At 49.4% G+C, this 15422-nt stretch carries 18 protein-coding genes; 5 read left to right on the top strand and 13 right to left on the bottom strand.

Annotated elements, in window-relative coordinates; all coding sequences use genetic code 11:
- Nucleotides 1–39: 39 nt before the first annotated feature.
- The 4 genes from AYR61_RS11705 to AYR61_RS11690 all read right to left on the bottom strand — a co-directional run bounded on the left by AYR61_RS11705 (nt 40) and on the right by AYR61_RS11690 (nt 2585).
- Nucleotides 40–624 carry a TetR/AcrR family transcriptional regulator gene (locus AYR61_RS11705; RefSeq protein ID WP_054711546.1) on the bottom strand — a complete coding sequence of 195 codons (585 nt, stop codon included), beginning with the start codon at nt 622–624 and terminating at the stop codon, nt 40–42.
- A 92-nt stretch (nt 625–716) separates the two neighbouring features.
- Nucleotides 717–1682 carry an alcohol dehydrogenase catalytic domain-containing protein gene (locus tag AYR61_RS11700; RefSeq protein WP_065903104.1) on the bottom strand — a complete coding sequence of 322 codons (966 nt, stop codon included), beginning with the start codon at nt 1680–1682 and terminating at the stop codon, nt 717–719.
- 14 nt (nt 1683–1696) lie between these two features.
- The gene (locus AYR61_RS11695) at nt 1697–2347 is read right to left on the bottom strand and encodes a DNA-3-methyladenine glycosylase family protein (RefSeq protein ID WP_054711544.1); all 651 of its coding nucleotides are present in this window, start codon (nt 2345–2347) and stop codon (nt 1697–1699) included.
- A gap of 22 nt (nt 2348–2369) precedes the next feature.
- Complete coding sequence (locus AYR61_RS11690; protein ID WP_065903103.1) at nt 2370–2585, bottom strand: hypothetical protein; 216 nt, start codon at nt 2583–2585, stop codon at nt 2370–2372.
- A gap of 196 nt (nt 2586–2781) precedes the next feature.
- Here AYR61_RS11690 and AYR61_RS11685 point away from each other — a divergent pair, with 196 nt between their 5' ends.
- Nucleotides 2782–3198 (top strand): GNAT family N-acetyltransferase, encoded by a 417-nt coding sequence (locus AYR61_RS11685; protein WP_054711532.1) that lies wholly within the window; start codon nt 2782–2784, stop codon nt 3196–3198.
- Between the two features lie 75 nt (nt 3199–3273).
- Nucleotides 3274–4407, top strand: a complete 1134-nt coding sequence (locus AYR61_RS11680; RefSeq protein ID WP_054711530.1) for an Mbeg1-like protein — start codon at nt 3274–3276, stop codon at nt 4405–4407.
- A 43-nt stretch (nt 4408–4450) separates the two neighbouring features.
- Here AYR61_RS11680 and AYR61_RS11675 read toward each other — a convergent pair whose 3' ends face one another.
- Nucleotides 4451–4870 carry a hypothetical protein gene (locus AYR61_RS11675; protein WP_056987265.1) on the bottom strand — a complete coding sequence of 140 codons (420 nt, stop codon included), beginning with the start codon at nt 4868–4870 and terminating at the stop codon, nt 4451–4453.
- Nucleotides 4871–4998: 128 nt separating this feature from the next.
- Between AYR61_RS11675 and AYR61_RS11670 the strand changes: the two genes are divergently transcribed.
- Complete coding sequence (locus AYR61_RS11670) at nt 4999–5358, top strand: hypothetical protein (protein WP_054711526.1); 360 nt, start codon at nt 4999–5001, stop codon at nt 5356–5358.
- Between the two features lie 536 nt (nt 5359–5894).
- Here AYR61_RS11670 and AYR61_RS11665 read toward each other — a convergent pair.
- From AYR61_RS11665 to AYR61_RS11635, 7 genes are all read right to left on the bottom strand, one after another.
- Nucleotides 5895–7250, bottom strand: a complete 1356-nt coding sequence (locus tag AYR61_RS11665; RefSeq protein WP_065903101.1) for a threonine/serine exporter family protein — start codon at nt 7248–7250, stop codon at nt 5895–5897.
- Nucleotides 7251–7400: 150 nt separating this feature from the next.
- The gene (locus AYR61_RS11660) at nt 7401–7715 is read right to left on the bottom strand and encodes a metal-sulfur cluster assembly factor (RefSeq protein WP_054711524.1); all 315 of its coding nucleotides are present in this window, start codon (nt 7713–7715) and stop codon (nt 7401–7403) included.
- Nucleotides 7716–7845: 130 nt separating this feature from the next.
- Complete coding sequence (locus tag AYR61_RS11655; protein ID WP_065903099.1) at nt 7846–8886, bottom strand: alcohol dehydrogenase catalytic domain-containing protein; 1041 nt, start codon at nt 8884–8886, stop codon at nt 7846–7848.
- Between the two features lie 319 nt (nt 8887–9205).
- Nucleotides 9206–9820 carry an NAD(P)H-binding protein gene (locus AYR61_RS11650; RefSeq protein ID WP_054711520.1) on the bottom strand — a complete coding sequence of 205 codons (615 nt, stop codon included), beginning with the start codon at nt 9818–9820 and terminating at the stop codon, nt 9206–9208.
- 396 nt (nt 9821–10216) lie between these two features.
- Nucleotides 10217–10804, bottom strand: coding sequence for a TetR/AcrR family transcriptional regulator (locus AYR61_RS11645; protein ID WP_156770484.1), 588 nt, complete (start codon nt 10802–10804; stop codon nt 10217–10219).
- Between the two features lie 272 nt (nt 10805–11076).
- The gene (locus tag AYR61_RS11640; RefSeq protein ID WP_054711516.1) at nt 11077–11733 is read right to left on the bottom strand and encodes an HAD family hydrolase; all 657 of its coding nucleotides are present in this window, start codon (nt 11731–11733) and stop codon (nt 11077–11079) included.
- Between the two features lie 138 nt (nt 11734–11871).
- Nucleotides 11872–12429 carry a TetR/AcrR family transcriptional regulator gene (locus AYR61_RS11635; protein ID WP_054711553.1) on the bottom strand — a complete coding sequence of 186 codons (558 nt, stop codon included), beginning with the start codon at nt 12427–12429 and terminating at the stop codon, nt 11872–11874.
- A 126-nt stretch (nt 12430–12555) separates the two neighbouring features.
- On the opposite strand from AYR61_RS11635, the gene AYR61_RS11630 reads away from it, so the two are divergent.
- Nucleotides 12556–13344, top strand: a complete 789-nt coding sequence (locus tag AYR61_RS11630; RefSeq protein ID WP_065903096.1) for an SDR family oxidoreductase — start codon at nt 12556–12558, stop codon at nt 13342–13344.
- A 75-nt stretch (nt 13345–13419) separates the two neighbouring features.
- Nucleotides 13420–14331: an SDR family oxidoreductase gene (locus AYR61_RS11625; RefSeq protein WP_065903094.1), complete on the top strand. Its 912-nt coding sequence runs from the start codon at nt 13420–13422 to the stop codon at nt 14329–14331.
- Nucleotides 14332–14406: 75 nt separating this feature from the next.
- Here the strand turns inward: AYR61_RS11625 and AYR61_RS11620 are convergent, their stop codons facing one another.
- On the bottom strand, nt 14407–15246 hold the full coding sequence (locus AYR61_RS11620; protein WP_065903092.1) for an alpha/beta hydrolase: 840 nt from the start codon (nt 15244–15246) through the stop codon (nt 14407–14409).
- Between the last annotated feature and the right edge of the window lie 176 nt (nt 15247–15422).

The following is a 15422-nucleotide window of genomic DNA, read 5'->3' as shown; positions in this document are numbered from 1 at the left end:
AATCCCGAATATTTCGGGATTCTACTCATCATTCTTAAATTAAGCAATCGGTGCCGTAAACATCGCCCAGCAGATCCTGGTCACATCATCGATAATCGGCTGCGTCAGCGGTATCGCCTGTGCAAGTGCAGAGGCAATCACCTGATTACAGGCGCCTGTGGTGCACGCAATCAGCATCATCAACGTCCGTTTGGGGAAAAACGCTTGCTGCACGCCAACCTGGTATAGGGCGCGCAACAGCTTAAAATCATCGTAGGCTTGCGTTGAGCTTGTCGTGTAGGTTTTGGATGTTTGAATCGCCGTCATAAAATGAAATTTTGCTGGCTGGGCAACATAGAAATTAACGTAGTTTGAAAAAAGGGTCGTCACCATGCTCTGCATGTTCGCAGCATTATCCGGCACACGCAAATCCTTCACCGTGGCTGTCGAAGCCTCCTTGCGAATGCTGACGTACAGGTCATCAAGTAAACCGGCCTTATTTTTAAAATAGTAATAGATGGTGCCCATACTGGTCTGCGACACCTTGGCGATCTCCGCCACGGAACAGGCTTCGATGCCCTTATCTTCTACGATTTTTAGCGTTGCCTTCAGAACTTCAGCCCGCTTATCAATATTCTTTACCATACCTACCTCACTGCTCAACTGTATTTATCATCTTATTTTACAGCAGTTAACCGCTGAAGCGTTACTAAATCCCATAGACACCCGCATGCACATTACGGTTCAACCATCACAATAACCTTCCCCAACCCGTCACTCTCACTCAAATAAGCGTGTGCCTGCGCCACCTCGTTGAAATTAAATACCTTAGTGGGTGCCACCTGCACGTCATACTGGTCAATAAAGTCAAACAGCTCCTGCATCAGCGCGCCAGAGACGATCCCGGAGTAAAAGCCGGTCAGATAGCCATCATTTGGCACGTCCATCATGGGATCAAAGTCCGGCATCGTCCACACGTTTCCCAGTAGACCACTGGCGCTCACGATTCCAAACGGATTCAGATGTTGCAGAGAATCTTTGACACTCAGTGGTCCAATTAGATCGATAATTTTATCGTAACGCCCAACGCCCGCCGGTAATTTTTCACTATCCGCAGCAATAATCACGTCATCAAATCCCGCTGTCAACAAGGCATTCAGCTTATCTTCCGCCCGCGTCGTCCCCGTCACCTGAATGTGCGGGTCAAACCCGCGAATCAACCGCAAGACAGCGATGCCGACACCGCTGGTTGCCGCCCGAACCAGCACGTTATCCGTTGATTTGAGTTGCAGACTCTTCACGATGCCATAGGCGGTGTAGTACGTTTCCGGAACTGCCACGAGGTCTCGAAGCGGCAACGTGGTTTTGACTGGGTAAATTTGGGCGTTCGGTACCAGTACGTACTCCGCGTAACTGCCATCGTACGCGCGGCCCATTTCACCCATGATCGACACGACGCGCTGGCCAGCCTTGAAGGTGTCTGGCGCGCTCGTTTCATCAATTTCACCAACGACTTCGATGCCGAGGACCCGGGGAAACTGCACGCTGGGTGACTTGCCTTCCCGCGTGAAAATTTCAGAGTGATTGATGCCAAATCCCAGCACTTTCAACCGCGCCCACCCTGGTTTGATTTTTGGTGTTGGAATCTCTTTTAACTGCAACACTTCTGGCCCGCCAGCGTGGTCAACTACGTAAGCTTTCATCAATTTGCCTCCAATTAAGTCTTAAACAGGTGAAATGGGCTCTTGGTCAAGCCCAGATCAACCGCCCGATACAAATATTTGGCAGCAACGGTGCGATATGGGCGCCACTTTGCCGCCTTTTTCTGAACTGCCGCTGCACTAGCATCACTAGTGTGATACAACCAGCGATACCCCTGCAAGAATGCCTTGTCTTCAACTGGCAAGACGTCCGGCCGATCCAGCACCGAAAACAGATACATTTTCGCCGACCAGTTGCCGATACCGCGAACGGCAGTCAACGCCTTTAAAACTTCAGCATCCGTCATCTCAGGATATTGGTCAAAGACAACTTCTCCTGATTCGACCGCAGCTGTCAAATTACGAATATAGCCAACCTTAGCATGCGATAATCCGACGCCATGAATGGCTTCATCTGACAGTGATTTAATCGCCGTGATTGTAATCTCACCGCCGCAAAGATCGCGCAGACGCTTTAAAATAACAGCCGCCACCTTATTTGACAGCATCTGTCCCACAATGTTTGCGACGAGGTAGCCAAACGGATTTTCCGAAACACGATAATCAATTGGCCCAATCGTGGTGATTAATTTGGCGAGTCGTTTATCCACCTGCATCAGGTGAATAACGGCTGGTGATTGGTCATCTAGATGGTGTGTCAATGTCATGAGAAACAGGCCCTTCTTCCAACTACTCCAGTGTCGTGACACGTTCAATGTCTCTATGATAAACCCGATAGACCTCATCCGCCTCATTTAACACTTCGATCGTCACGTCATCGACAGCCAGTAGCCGACCACGAAAGGCTGCCGAGTCCAAGGGCGTGTCTGGATCAACCCGCAACCATAGTTGGACAGCCTGATGTGCTTGGTATGCAGTTTTAAGTTGCGCAATAATCGCTGACATGAACGACCACTCCCCGGTTGATATTACTTTTATTTTAGAACATACGTTCGTATCTTGCAATATAAAGTCTATCTCGACGATCACAAAAAATTATAGAATCCCTAAAAACAGTCACCGTTCATTGTCAGGACTAAAAATAATCGTGTATGCTAGAGATTAGATTCTAATAATGACTTCAGAAAAAAGGAGCACCGCCATGAAATTAGTTCACTTAAACGTCGAAGAAAACCAGGCCACCACAGGCGATTGGCTCAACACCGATACCCAACTTAAAATGGGTGATCGGGTCCAGCTCGGCAGTCAGGCCGTCAGCCTTGGCGCCGTGGAGGATGACCAAATCCTTGGCCGCCTCGTTGCCAGCATCTTTTTTAACAGCATGCACATCGCGCTGTTTGCTGTTAAACCAGAAAGCCGGTCGCACGGCGTTGGTTCATTTTTGATCGACCAGGCAGAGACCATTGCCCGGGACAATCACTGTACGTTTATCACGCTGGAGACCATGAGTTTCAACGCGCCCGCCTTCTACAAGAAACACGGCTATCAGGTCATGCACGAGTTCAAAGACTCACCTGTCACAGGTACATCGCACTACTATTTCTATAAGGATCTGTAGAAAGGTTGTCGTAACAATTGTGCCGTCAAATGCGGTAAACTATAAGAAATGACTACGATATTGGGGGGCCTCACGATGACGGATCTAATTGCTTATGTCAACGCAAATGGGAAACGGTCATTTGCCGACCTACCCATGACGGACGTGGACGGTGTCATTTTGGCACAACTCGCCTACGTTGACTTTGAAACATTGGTCGCGCACCACGTCACGGGCTTTGCTGATTTGACTGATCCTGTTCTGATGCAGCACGTTGTCGATCTCACTTGGAATCCCACCGCCAACTTCAACCTCCTACTGGCACTTAGAAGCAGCCCACGGTTCCGCAACATCCGTTGGCACGACCTCGTCAAGGACACCGATACGGCTGCGGAAAAACAATTCTGTGCGGTCACTTTTGACCTTGGTCACGACTTCCACTACATCGCCTACCGCGGCACCACTGCCACACTCACCGACTGGAAGGAAGACTTCAATATGACCTTCATGCGCGATATCCCCTCCCAACGGTCAGCGCTGCGCTACTACCAAAAAATGGCAACGCGGCATCCGGGCACCTACTATTTAGGCGGCCATTCAAAGGGCGGTAACCTGGCCGTTTTCACGTGTCTGCATAGTCGCGGTTTCCTCCAAGACCGGATTCAACAGGTTTATTCCGTGGACGGCCCTGGTACGAAGAAACCACTGCCAGTCGCAATTCAATCGAAGGTGAAAAAGTTCATTCCTCAGGCATCCATTATTGGTTTACTGCTGGAGCCCGAAACAGACTACCAGGTCGTTAAAAGCAACGGCATCGGCTTCAAACAACACGACCCGTTTACCTGGAACGTGCGTGGCACCGGTTTCGATACCCTAACCACAACCAGCCGGTTTTCGCAGCTCACCCAACAATCCGTGACATCCTGGCTAACTCAGTTGGATAACGCCACCAAGCAGGAATTCTTGGACTCCCTGTTCAGTATTCTCAAAGCCACCCACTATCAGGACTTTCGGGATATGGGCGCCAACTGGCAGACCTCGTTGCGCCTCATTTTGAAAGCGATCAGCGACACGACACCGCAAATTAGGCACCAGTGGCGCAGCGTCACCGGTCAACTGTTAACGACGTTTGTCGGTGAACTGACGGACAGTGTGAAACCACAGCTTAAATTGCCTGAAGTTCATTTGCCATCGTTACCAACTATAAAGCCATTTACCAAGACAAAGTAAAAGGTGCTCAACCGCAATTTCTGCGAGTTGAGCACCTTTTTAATTAGCGCGTGTAGATCATTGCACCATACGATTCGTTGCCGGTGTAGTTGCCCTTTAAATTCATGAAATGCTTTGGGATAATATCGAATTTCTTACTGCTCTTGATCTTAATCTTCACCAAGTCAGACTTACCACCAGCGTAGTGTAACCGCCCGTAATACACTGTTTTACTGGACTTCTTCAGCCCTGTAAAATGCCACTTATAATTGGTGCCGGCAATATTCACGGTCATGGCGTTTCCCTTAAACGTCGTCTTATCGTGAAAACCGCCCTCGGTGCCACTCGTGATCTGGTACCAAACGTGGTTGCGGATGCTGGTTGGCAGATACGTTGTTTTCGCATTTGCCGTCGGTGCGGTTGCTAGGCCGCAAATAGTGACGGTGGCCGCAAATGCGACCCCTAACCCAATTTCTTTAATCATGGAAATGCTCCTTTCTTTTCAACCCGTATTTATTTTAGCATACCGGTCATTCAGACTGAAACACCTCTTTTTTGGTCAAAATAGAAACTTCTTTGCGTAGCTATTGGCAATAAGGAAGGCGCCTCACTATGACCAACAATAAAGAAATTCGCACCCAGCTAAAAGTCATCGGCAACACTGAACGACACCGTTTTACGGGTACATTTAGCCGTTACGGCTTCAAAGTGGCACCTTACCAATCACATGCCAAGCCAACCCTTGTGTTGGAAGGCCTTCGTGATGAAACTGGAAAACTGGTTACCGACCATCTCTGGCTGAATTTGGGGCTGCAGTTTCGTCGTCTTGGTGACTTGCAAGCCGGTGATGTGCTTGCGTTTAACGGCCGAGTCACGAGCTACGTTAAAAAGGGTATCAAGGTTCTGATCCTGACAAGAAAAAGGCCGCACCTAGTCAAACTGATTCCAAGGTTGAACGACCTTCAAAAGTAGCTTTAATTAAATTGGGAACGCCGCGGACAGTTGTGCCTTTGCCGGAAAATACTTGGGACCTGATTGTGATGATTGCTGAGCGGACTGGAACTACTGCATTTTTACCTAGTCGCTATTGAGGGGTAATGATTGCTTGTAATCATTGTGCTCGAATAATTTAAAAAGCACCACTCAGAATCTTCATGGAAGTTCTGGGTGGTGCTTAGTTGATTATAGAGTCTGTTTTCTGTTTCTTGCTTTGGCTTTCTCTTTTTTGAGGTAACTTTGGCGACGTGGCTTGATTTCGCAATGTCGAAACGTGTTCCAGGCAGGGGTTAACGTGTAACGGACTGTGGCCTAAAAGTCAGACCCGGAGTTGGAGCGCTTCTGTTACAAAGTTGTCTTGGCGACGTGGTTTGATTTTATATTGCCGAAACGTGTTCCGCAAGGCAGAAGGCTCCTGTGTAAGCAACTCTGGTCAAAAAAGTCAGGCCCGGACTTTTCTGACCAGAGTTACTTACACTCCGCCTTCTAACCGCCTTGCTCCACACTCTACTCTAGTCATTATGCCGCCAATCCTTATCCATCAGCACTCTCGCCACAAACAGTCCCAGCGGCAAGAACATAATGATCAAAACGGCCTTCGTCAGCCACTCCGCACCGACACCGATGTTGTTTAAGCCGATGTTATACACTGCGCGGTAGATATACAGTCCCGGGACCATGATCACGATCGATGGAACCGTCAGTGAGATTCTTGGATAGCCGTTATACCGGTTGATCAGTGACGCCAGCAGGCCCGCCAACAATGCCCCGCAGAACGCTGCGGCTGCTGGCGGCAGCGTTGTCAGATCTGTGAGTTCCAGCCGTAGCGTGTTCGCAAAGGCACCGATCACGCCTGCTGTAATCGCCATTTTCTGCGGACTGTTGAATATCATGGAGAAACCGTAGACCCCACAGAAACTTGCTGGGAGCCGCAGCAACAACATGGGAACCACACCGAGACCAAGCGGCAGGAAGTTTTCCGGCCTGAAGTTCACCAGCATGGCCACCAGCCAGCCGATCAGCGTCGCGACGATCGTGATTAGCAACGCCGATGTCAGCCGCTCCAGTCCCGACCGCATGTCCGATTTAAAAATGTCCAGCATACTCGTAATGAACGGGAACCCGGGAATCACAAACAGCATCGCGCCAATGTACCCTGCCTCGTGCGCTTCTGGCACGTGGAAGAACACCCGCATGCCTTCAAAGACGAAAAAGTACACCAGACAAGCCGTCATGACGCTCACTGCTAAGTTCGCCAGCAAGGTCAACCGATGGCGGATCATGATCTGACGCAGCCAGTTCCCAGCGCCAGCGCCAAAGAAGGCACAGATCATTTCAATGGGTCCGCCGCCCAGTAAAAATGTAAACCCGGCACACGCTAACGCCGCGGCACAGCCCGCAATAAAGGGCGGATAGTTGCCCCGCCGCACCTGAATGGCATCCAGTCTCTGGTGGAGTTCGCGGATGGTCAAATGGACGTATTCATCGGGAAATCGTTTCACAAAATGTTCCAAAATATTCAGTTTATCCGTGTTCACGCCAGTACTGGCCAGCGCCAACACCTGCGTATAGCTGTGTTCGTAGTTAAAACACGTGTAGTGGATCGACGTCAGCCCAATGTCGGCTGAACAGATCAGTCCCAGCGTCCGCGCCACCGTGTTCATGGCCTCGCGCACTCGCCAGGCCCCCGTCCCGCACGACAGCATTTGAATGCCGACCCGGCCGACCAGCGACGACTTTAACTTAACCGTTGCGTCCATCGCCGGGATATCTTCATCGTCCGAAATGCGGTTCCAGGGAATTTTCATATGGTGATTTTGGGGTAGCTTTTCGTTTTCCAGTGCGTGTTCGTCACCGTTGTCGCTCATAATATGTACTCGCTCCTATGTTTGTTTAGTGTCGTCGTGAATAAACCATTACTCAATATCTTACCACGATTTGAATTGATGAAAACCAGCCTGAGCGAGGATAACGCTTTCAAACAAAATATTTTTATCATTTTCGACTCATTAATAGAATCAGCCCCGGTTCGTCTGCATGGTGATCCGTGCGATCCGGTTCATTTTAGCCGGTGTCCAGGCCGGTTGCCAAACGACAGCCACCGTTGTCTGCGATATCCCGTCAACTTGATTACAGACCTGTTGCACGTTATCAGTGACTTGCGGGACGCAGCCGCAGCCCATCGATGGCAGTGTCATGGTAATGTAGCAGTGGCCGGCCGCCACGGTAATGTCATAGATCAGCCCTAAGTTGTAAACATCCACCATCAGCTGCGGTTCGTAAACGGTTTGCAGCTGGTCTTGAATGGCTTTCAATAGCGTCTCATCCGTCATCGAAACACCCTTCCTTCATTTATAGTTACTCATCATGATAGCCTAAGATCGGTAAAATGGCATTAAAAAATAACCGCAGCCAGTTTCGGCATACGGTTATTTTTGATTATTTACAAACTAACAGACTGACTTAAGCTGGTTGAACCAACGCCTTGATCACTTCACGATCCGTCATGGCTTGGTAAGCCGCGTTGATGTCAGCTAATTTAAAGCGCTTAGTGAAGACCTTTCCAGGGTGAATGTCGCCATCCAAAACGGCCTTCAGCAGCACTGCCTTGTCGTAGGTGGTAACGGATGCTGGGCCACCGGCAATGATCGTGTTCGTGCCAAATGAGCGGCTCATGTCCATCTTAGGTTCGTGCGGCAAGCCAACCCGCCCGACAATGGCACCCGGACGCGCAATGTTGATCGCCGTTTCGTTGGACAGCTCAGTACCAACACATTCCAAAACAGCGTCGACACCAGCGTTGTTGGTCAACTGCATGATCTTGGCAACCCCTTCGTCGCCCCGTTCAGCAACAACGTCGGTGGCGCCAAATTCAACGGCTAATTTTTGCTGGTCTTCGTGGCGGCTCATGATGATGATCCGCTTAGCACCGCGCATCTGAGCAGCAATCACACCGCACAGTCCAACGGCACCGTCACCGACGACCGCAACGGTGTCACCGGCGCTGACGTTGGCGACGCGAGCCGCATGGTAGCCAGTCGCCATCACATCAGCGAGTGCTAATAATGATTTCAACATTTCGTCGCTGTAGTCTTCTGGTTGCCCAGGAATCTTAATGAGCGCCCATTCGCCATGTTCAAAGCGAATGTATTCCGCCTGAACGCCGCTGCTGAAGTTATCGGTGTGGTCTCGGCAATCACCGTCAAATCCAGCGCGACAGGCGGCACAGTGGCCACAGCCGTGCGTAAATGGGGCAATCACAAAATCCCCTGGTTTGACGGTCGTGATGTCATCGCCCACTTCAGTAACGATCCCAATCGCTTCATGGCCAGAGTTTTCCGAATTTGGTTCAGCATCCTGCAGGCCACGGTAAGCCCAGAGGTCAGACCCGCAAACACAGGTCAAAACGACCTTGATGATCACGTCATCCGCTGCTTGAATTGTTGGCATCGCAATGTCTTTGACAGCAACTTCGCCTGGTTTAACAAAAATAGTAGATTTCATAATTAAGGTATCATCCTTTCACTTCATTAATGACGGAAGACTTTGCTGCAACCGTGCGCAACACGCTTGTTCAATTGCATACAAATTCCAGTTCTAGTTTATCACCTTTTGACCAAAACCGTATAGCACACGTGTGCGATTTGCGCAGCAGGTCATTATAGGGTTAGTATACCGCCCTAATGAAGCTGAAACGATTGCCCAGATTGGATAGTAAGCATAGCTATGAGGCATAGAAAAAACAAAAGACCACCACGATGCCCTCTTACTGACATCGTGGTGGTCTTCAATAGTCCTTATGTGATCGGTAATCTGCCACTCATTATTGAGCGCTGATCGCGATTGAGTCGTTTTGATACTGGTCGTCATTCAAAATCAGATCACTGATGAAATGGGCAACTGTCCGCCGACTGATGGGCTGGCCGCTCACCGTATCGTGCCGGCCGTCCACGATTACTGGTTCAATGTCATTGCTGTTGGTCAGTGTGTTGGGGCGAATGATCGTGGCGGTGAGGCTGCTGCCATCGATCAAGTCGGCGCCCACGCGTTCGTCACCAAAGTAGCTGGTCGGATCATCTGTTGACCCGTACACTGCTTCGGCATCGGCAATGTGGTCAGCCGGTTCCTCACGGTAGATGCCCACCGTTGCGACCCAGATCAAGCGTTGCACGCCAGCCTGTTCCGCAGCTTCGATCACCGCCTGTGCCATCTTCGCCATGGGCTGTGGGCCGAGGTTGGAATAGATAATGTCCTGCCCCGTCATGGCCGCTACCAGTTGATCATGGTCAAACACATCACCAGTAATCACATGACCGACTGGCGCTTTTAGAGCTTCTGGATGACGTAGGAAAAGCGTCAGGTCCGTTTTATCAGCAAGTTCAGCTTCGGCAAACTGTGCAATTTGGCCACCCGCGCCTAATATCAGTACTTTTTTCATGAGGGATTCTCCTTTTCGTTGTGAGTATCGTCATATTTAAAAATAGACTACTGTTCTGAAATTAGAAAAGCAATTAATTAACCTTGTGAGGTTTAGGATTGATCCACAAAGCGCGCTCTAACAATATGTCCATAAAAGAATGAGCACCCTGTATTAACAACGTAAAATCATCACGAATATATATTCAACAACTATTAGACAAATAAATGCTGTTAAATTAATATTCAAAGGACACATATAGTAGCATTTCAAGACTATCAATGATGACCGATCAATCACTTAACGGCTACATCTCTGGATTATCTTTTAGTTCAGTTTATAACTAAACAACTATTCTTCAAATCGTCAAAAATGGCCCATCGGATTCTCCGTGGGCCATAGTCTTGCACTTTTACGCTATTCTTTTTGTGGTTTCCGACACGCCTGCCAAGCCATATCAATCAGCGCATGTACGTCTGTATCACTTAACTTGCTATCATGCCGATACCGAATTTCCGCAATTTGGTCCAGTGGTGTAAAGGTGTACGCAATGATAAACTCCGGTGCAAGTTCACGCAAAATACCTTCTGAAACGCCTTTCTGATAAATAAAATCAAGCGGTTTGGCGCGATCCATACCAGCGGTAAAGACGTCTTCCGGCACCAGATCAGCGTGACTATTGAAGATCCGCATAACCTCGCCTTCACGCGGATAGGCGTTCATCGCATCCGCATAGTTTTTGAGCACCAGTCGGAACTGGTCTTCAACGGCCGCTCGAGGATCCACCCCCGAGAAAAGCATCGGGTCAATCTTATTTTTAATGTTCAGGTACGCCTGTCCCAGCATGGCTTGTTTGTCGGCGTAGTAAATGTAGAGTGTCGCCTGTGACACACCGGCACGCTTTGCAATTTTTGCGACACTCAGGTTTTGATAGCCGTCGTGCAGCATGACATCAATTACTGCCTGATGGAGGGCCTCAATTTTATTTTGATCTTTATATCTCATATCAAGAATAGTAAGTGGTTGTTCAGTTAAAGTCAAGCAAAAGAAGACTACTAAACTGATATTTCTTCGTTAGTAATAGTGTTCTCAAGTGTAGTACCTTTATTCGGCCAGAAAGCTTGCCAAAATCATTGAATCAAGTCGGTTTTTGTGAATTCAAAGCTCACATTCAGGTGCGCTTTCAAGCAATTTACACAATTTCAGCCAGTGGATAGCCATCAGCTTCATCTCGACTGCCTATAGCATATGTTATAGCACAGGCACTATAACATATGCTATACCAAAATACGCAATACTTCATCCAATCGGGAAACCTCCCGCCATGGTCGTGCTGCCCCACCCGTCTCATGATTGCGGTTGACCCAAATTGCGCGCCAATCCGGTAATAGCGAAACCGGAACAATATCAGTGCCGTACCCCTGAGCCAAATGAATGTGGTTTTCAGCCGTAAAGCCATAGTGGTCAGCAACCGTCTTGAAGAAGTTCAAGTTTGGTTTGTAGGCGTGAACGTCCTCTGCCGTCCAAACGTCCACTGGCACCTGCAGGGTGGCCAAATTAGCCGGCATGATATCCCAGGCCGAATTGGACATCAAGATCAGTTGATACCCGCGCTGTTGCAACGTTTTAAGCGTGTCGATAACTTCTGGAAACGGCTGGAGCTGTCGATTAGCATCGAGTACCTCAAAGAAGTGGGCCTCAAACCCGTGCTGTTGGCCAAAAACATAGTCCAGATGAATCAAGTTGTTGCGCAATAACACCGTGTAATCCAGGTACGGATGGACGTTATCGGCGCTGTCCTGGTAGCTCGTGAACTGTATGCGAGCTGCCTGCGGGTCCACCCCGAGTTCAGACGCAATGGCAGCCACTTTGTCGTACAAGGTTGCCTCGTTCAGCAGTGTGCCGTAACAGTCAAATGTTAAATAATTGCTCATGATTATTTCTCCTTTAATTAAATGGATGCTCTTTTAAAATAACAGTCATTCACTAGTTTCAATCACCATAGATGTCGCCCTTCTCATCTGGCAGACCAAAAAACTGCCCCGGCCAGTCTAGTTGACAACCGGAACAGTTTATTCGTCTAGCGTGCGCTGTAACCCAGGTGCGATCAATTGCCACACGGCTTCAAATTCTGTTTGCGTGTGATCACCCCACGAAGCGGAAAACGCTGGCGCAGAGAAGACCGTGAACGCAGTCAGCAACGCTGAAACAGCAGTCTCATTATCCGTTGACAACGCCCGCATGAGACTTTGCTTAAGGTCGTTTTGGTGAATCGACAGCACTTCTGGATTATCATCAATGTAGGTCGTGTACAGCTTAAACATCTTCGGGTCGCGCACGTTGGCCTGCAGTTTTCCCTCGACCAACGTCCACAGCCAGTCGTGAGCAATCGTCAGTTTCGACGTGTAACCGGCCGTGTCAAACGGAAATAAGGCAACTAAAATTTGGTCAAGCCACCGCAATGACAGGGACGTCCACAGATCACGCTTATTTTTAAAATGTTTGTAGAGCGCTGCGTGGCTGATGCCCAGCTGGTCGCCCACCTGGGTGAGCGTTACTTGGCGCATGTTCCCCTGTTCAACCAGCGCGGCTGCCGCATCCAGTATTTTGTTTTTCGTTATTTTTTCCATAGCCAAAGTATACCATAAATTCATTTTCGGTAACATTTATTGACTTTTGTAACTGGAACGTGTATCTTAGTCTCTAAGTTACAATATAAATAAAATGTAACCAATTGCGATTAGGAGGCAACATCTATGAATCTACAACACAACACGATCTTAATTACTGGCGGCACGTCAGGTATCGGCCTCGCGCTGGCAGAAACACTAAGTGCTCAGGATAACCACATCATCGTTTTAGGCCGCAACGCTGACAAATTGGCCGCTGTCAAGGCAGCTCACCCCAGTTTTGACACCGTTCAGGCGGACGTCAGTGACCTGGCATCGCTCACCGAACCACTGACTAAGGTGCGCCAACAATTCCCCGCTTTAAATATCGTCATCAACTCTGCCGGTACCATGTCCCGGTTCAGTCTCTTTGACGACACCATTGATCCACAAACGATGGTCAAGGATATTCAGATCAATCTACTGGGGACGATGGCCGTGGATAAACTGCTATTGCCGCAACTTGTTGCACAAACAGAAGCGCTGATCATCAACGTTTCTTCTGGTCTCGCTAACCTCACGACCCCCGTTCACCCGGCCTACTCTGCATCAAAGGCGGGTGTTCACATGTTTACCGACGCGCTGCGCGAACAGTTGCGGTTTGCAGGGCACGACAACGTTCACGTCATGGAACTCGTCCCGCCGCTGGTTGCCGAAACGAACCTTGAGGACAGTGTCTCAACGGATGCACCAAACAATATGAAACTGACTGATCTGGTTGCGGAGGCCATCTCTGGTATGACGACCAATGAGATCCGCGTCAACGCCGGGTATGCAGCCGAACTGCAGAAGTTGGCAATGACTGACCCTGATACTGCCGAACACCAAATGGCAAAGGGAATGCTGGCGAATGCCTTTCCGGAGGGCTTGGAATAGGTTTCGTTATACTGCCCAATATGTGATTCATTTTAAACGACTTAAGCGTGCGATCAATGAAAGAAGGCTTTCTTTATGAACATTTTTATTACTGGCGGAACAGGTTTTATCGGCAGTGAGCTGACCAAAAATCTCATCGCTCACGGCCATCATGTGACGGCACTCACGCGTTCAGATGCTTCAGCTGCAGTGGCGACTGCAAATGGTGCAATCCCCGTCATGGGAGATATCACCTCACTTGACCTCATTTCTCAGCAAGCAACTCAGGCTGACGCTATCATCCACCTGGCGTTTGATCTGCGTTTTCCAAAACCTGGAACCCCATTCGAAGACACCCCCAGCGGGCAGGATCAGGCTTTTATCAAAACCGTTGGTGATGCATTGTCTGGGACCCCAAAACCGTTTGTGATCACCTCGGCGTTAGGTCAACTTCCTGCCGACCCCATGCCGACCGAAAAAACAGCTGCTGTTTTAGACGATCCGGCATTCGCGAGATCTGATCGCAGTGCAAGTGAACGGTTAGCCCTCGACTATGCCGCAAAGGGGGTCACGACTTGCATCGTTCGACCAGCGCCAACCGTGCACGGTGAAACGGCACACGGGTTTGCTGCTGAACTAGAACATCTTGCTGTTGAAAACAAGAGTGCTGCCTACATCGCCGGCAAGCACTGGGCTTCAGTTCACGTCGCCGATATTGCCGACTTGTATCGACTTGCGGTTGAAAAAGGGCTTCCAGGACATGTGTACCACGGCATTGGCGAACAATCATTGGCCATCAAGGACATCGCTGCGTTAATTGGACAAGAAAATCAGCTTCCCGTAAAAGAGAGTAGCGTCGCGGACGCCCCCGCCACCTTTGGCTGGTTATCCCCATTTGTCTCACGCGATATTTGGGGCAGCAGTTCGCTTACCCAACAGGAACTCGACTGGACTCCTCAAGGAATCGGCCTACTGCAGGCAATAAAAAATGGTCATCCCGAGTCTTAACACATTGCACGACAAAAAGCGCTTCTATCAGCGGTTGTGACAACCTGATAGAAGCGCTTTTTGTCGTGACATCTTTTAGTGAAACAAAAATCGGTTCACACGACTAGCCACGCGCGGATTCTCGCGTAAGTGGCGATGTTGAACATTTTTACCCACAAACTCCTGCGTTTCGTAATGCCCAATGTGCCCTTGAATCAGCGGCTTGAGCGACTTCGTACTAGCGTTCAGGATCTTACCGTCCGAATGCGTGCCGTTTCGCAAATTACCATAGATGTTCAGGATAGAAGCCTGGCGCATGTTGAACTGGCTGCGATGCCGGTAAGCATATTTAAACCATGGTGCGCGCCAGTGTGGCAGGCCATCCGCCATCGTGTAGTTCGGATGCTGATGCTTATGCCGGCCCGGAATGCCATCAAAGTTACCGGCAATCGCCACGTACTTATGCAGTCTCGGCAACCCCCGTTTATGCCCGTTTGCTAATTCATAGTTCATGACTGCCGCGTTGCCAAGGGAATGGGCAACCACGTTAAACCGTTTAATGCCATACCGATGATGCAGCGTGACCAACACGTTATGCAGCCAAACGCGCAAGAGGCGGTAATTCCGCGTGCGATTGTTTTGGAACAGCACTTTGACCATGGGGTGCTTCGTCCCAGCTGGCCATTTACCGCTGAGGTGGACCTTTCCCTTAGACGACACGGTTGCCGTGACGACGAAGTGAGCGTTGTCCTCCCAAGCCGCACTGGCCATCAAAAAGTTCATGGCGCCGGGATCCGCATGATGTCCATGAATATACAGGGTTGCTACGGCTCTTAGCGGTCGTTTCACGCTGGCCTGCTTGCCATCCGTAAACTGGCTGAACCCAACCATCATGATCAAAATCGTCACTGCAATGACCCAAAGCCGTTTCTTCATGCCCTCACCCCTCATCAACGCTCACGTTCTGCGTTTTGAATTCAATTTATTCATTCTACGCCTTCTGAGCTAGGATGCGCAGCAAAAAATGATTAAGTTTTTATTCTGAATTTCAACTTTAAACGACCCGGGGATTTTGACTGATAAATGAGGGATACGGCCTGTTGTTGTCACGA

Origin of the sequence: Secundilactobacillus paracollinoides (genome assembly GCF_001702155.1) — a bacterium.
GTDB classification, from domain to species: Bacteria; Bacillota; Bacilli; order Lactobacillales; family Lactobacillaceae; genus Secundilactobacillus; species Secundilactobacillus paracollinoides.
This window is presented reverse-complemented; position numbering and strand designations above follow the sequence as displayed.

What these genes read in the sequence shown, in the direction of transcription:
- AYR61_RS11705 (WP_054711546.1), bottom strand. Translation starts at nt 624, where the DNA reads ATGGTAAAGAATATTGATAAGCGGGCTGAAGTTCTGAAGGCAACGCTA.
- AYR61_RS11700 (WP_065903104.1), bottom strand. Translation starts at nt 1,682, where the DNA reads ATGAAAGCTTACGTAGTTGACCACGCTGGCGGGCCAGAAGTGTTGCAG.
- AYR61_RS11695 (WP_054711544.1), bottom strand. Translation starts at nt 2,347, where the DNA reads ATGACATTGACACACCATCTAGATGACCAATCACCAGCCGTTATTCAC.
- AYR61_RS11690 (WP_065903103.1), bottom strand. Translation starts at nt 2,585, where the DNA reads ATGTCAGCGATTATTGCGCAACTTAAAACTGCATACCAAGCACATCAG.
- AYR61_RS11685 (WP_054711532.1), top strand. Translation starts at nt 2,782, where the DNA reads ATGAAATTAGTTCACTTAAACGTCGAAGAAAACCAGGCCACCACAGGC.
- AYR61_RS11680 (WP_054711530.1), top strand. Translation starts at nt 3,274, where the DNA reads ATGACGGATCTAATTGCTTATGTCAACGCAAATGGGAAACGGTCATTT.
- AYR61_RS11675 (WP_056987265.1), bottom strand. Translation starts at nt 4,870, where the DNA reads ATGATTAAAGAAATTGGGTTAGGGGTCGCATTTGCGGCCACCGTCACT.
- AYR61_RS11670 (WP_054711526.1), top strand. Translation starts at nt 4,999, where the DNA reads ATGACCAACAATAAAGAAATTCGCACCCAGCTAAAAGTCATCGGCAAC.
- AYR61_RS11665 (WP_065903101.1), bottom strand. Translation starts at nt 7,250, where the DNA reads ATGAGCGACAACGGTGACGAACACGCACTGGAAAACGAAAAGCTACCC.
- AYR61_RS11660 (WP_054711524.1), bottom strand. Translation starts at nt 7,715, where the DNA reads ATGACGGATGAGACGCTATTGAAAGCCATTCAAGACCAGCTGCAAACC.
- AYR61_RS11655 (WP_065903099.1), bottom strand. Translation starts at nt 8,886, where the DNA reads ATGAAATCTACTATTTTTGTTAAACCAGGCGAAGTTGCTGTCAAAGAC.
- AYR61_RS11650 (WP_054711520.1), bottom strand. Translation starts at nt 9,820, where the DNA reads ATGAAAAAAGTACTGATATTAGGCGCGGGTGGCCAAATTGCACAGTTT.
- AYR61_RS11645 (WP_156770484.1), bottom strand. Translation starts at nt 10,804, where the DNA reads ATGAGATATAAAGATCAAAATAAAATTGAGGCCCTCCATCAGGCAGTA.
- AYR61_RS11640 (WP_054711516.1), bottom strand. Translation starts at nt 11,733, where the DNA reads ATGAGCAATTATTTAACATTTGACTGTTACGGCACACTGCTGAACGAG.
- AYR61_RS11635 (WP_054711553.1), bottom strand. Translation starts at nt 12,429, where the DNA reads ATGGAAAAAATAACGAAAAACAAAATACTGGATGCGGCAGCCGCGCTG.
- AYR61_RS11630 (WP_065903096.1), top strand. Translation starts at nt 12,556, where the DNA reads ATGAATCTACAACACAACACGATCTTAATTACTGGCGGCACGTCAGGT.
- AYR61_RS11625 (WP_065903094.1), top strand. Translation starts at nt 13,420, where the DNA reads ATGAACATTTTTATTACTGGCGGAACAGGTTTTATCGGCAGTGAGCTG.
- AYR61_RS11620 (WP_065903092.1), bottom strand. Translation starts at nt 15,246, where the DNA reads ATGAAGAAACGGCTTTGGGTCATTGCAGTGACGATTTTGATCATGATG.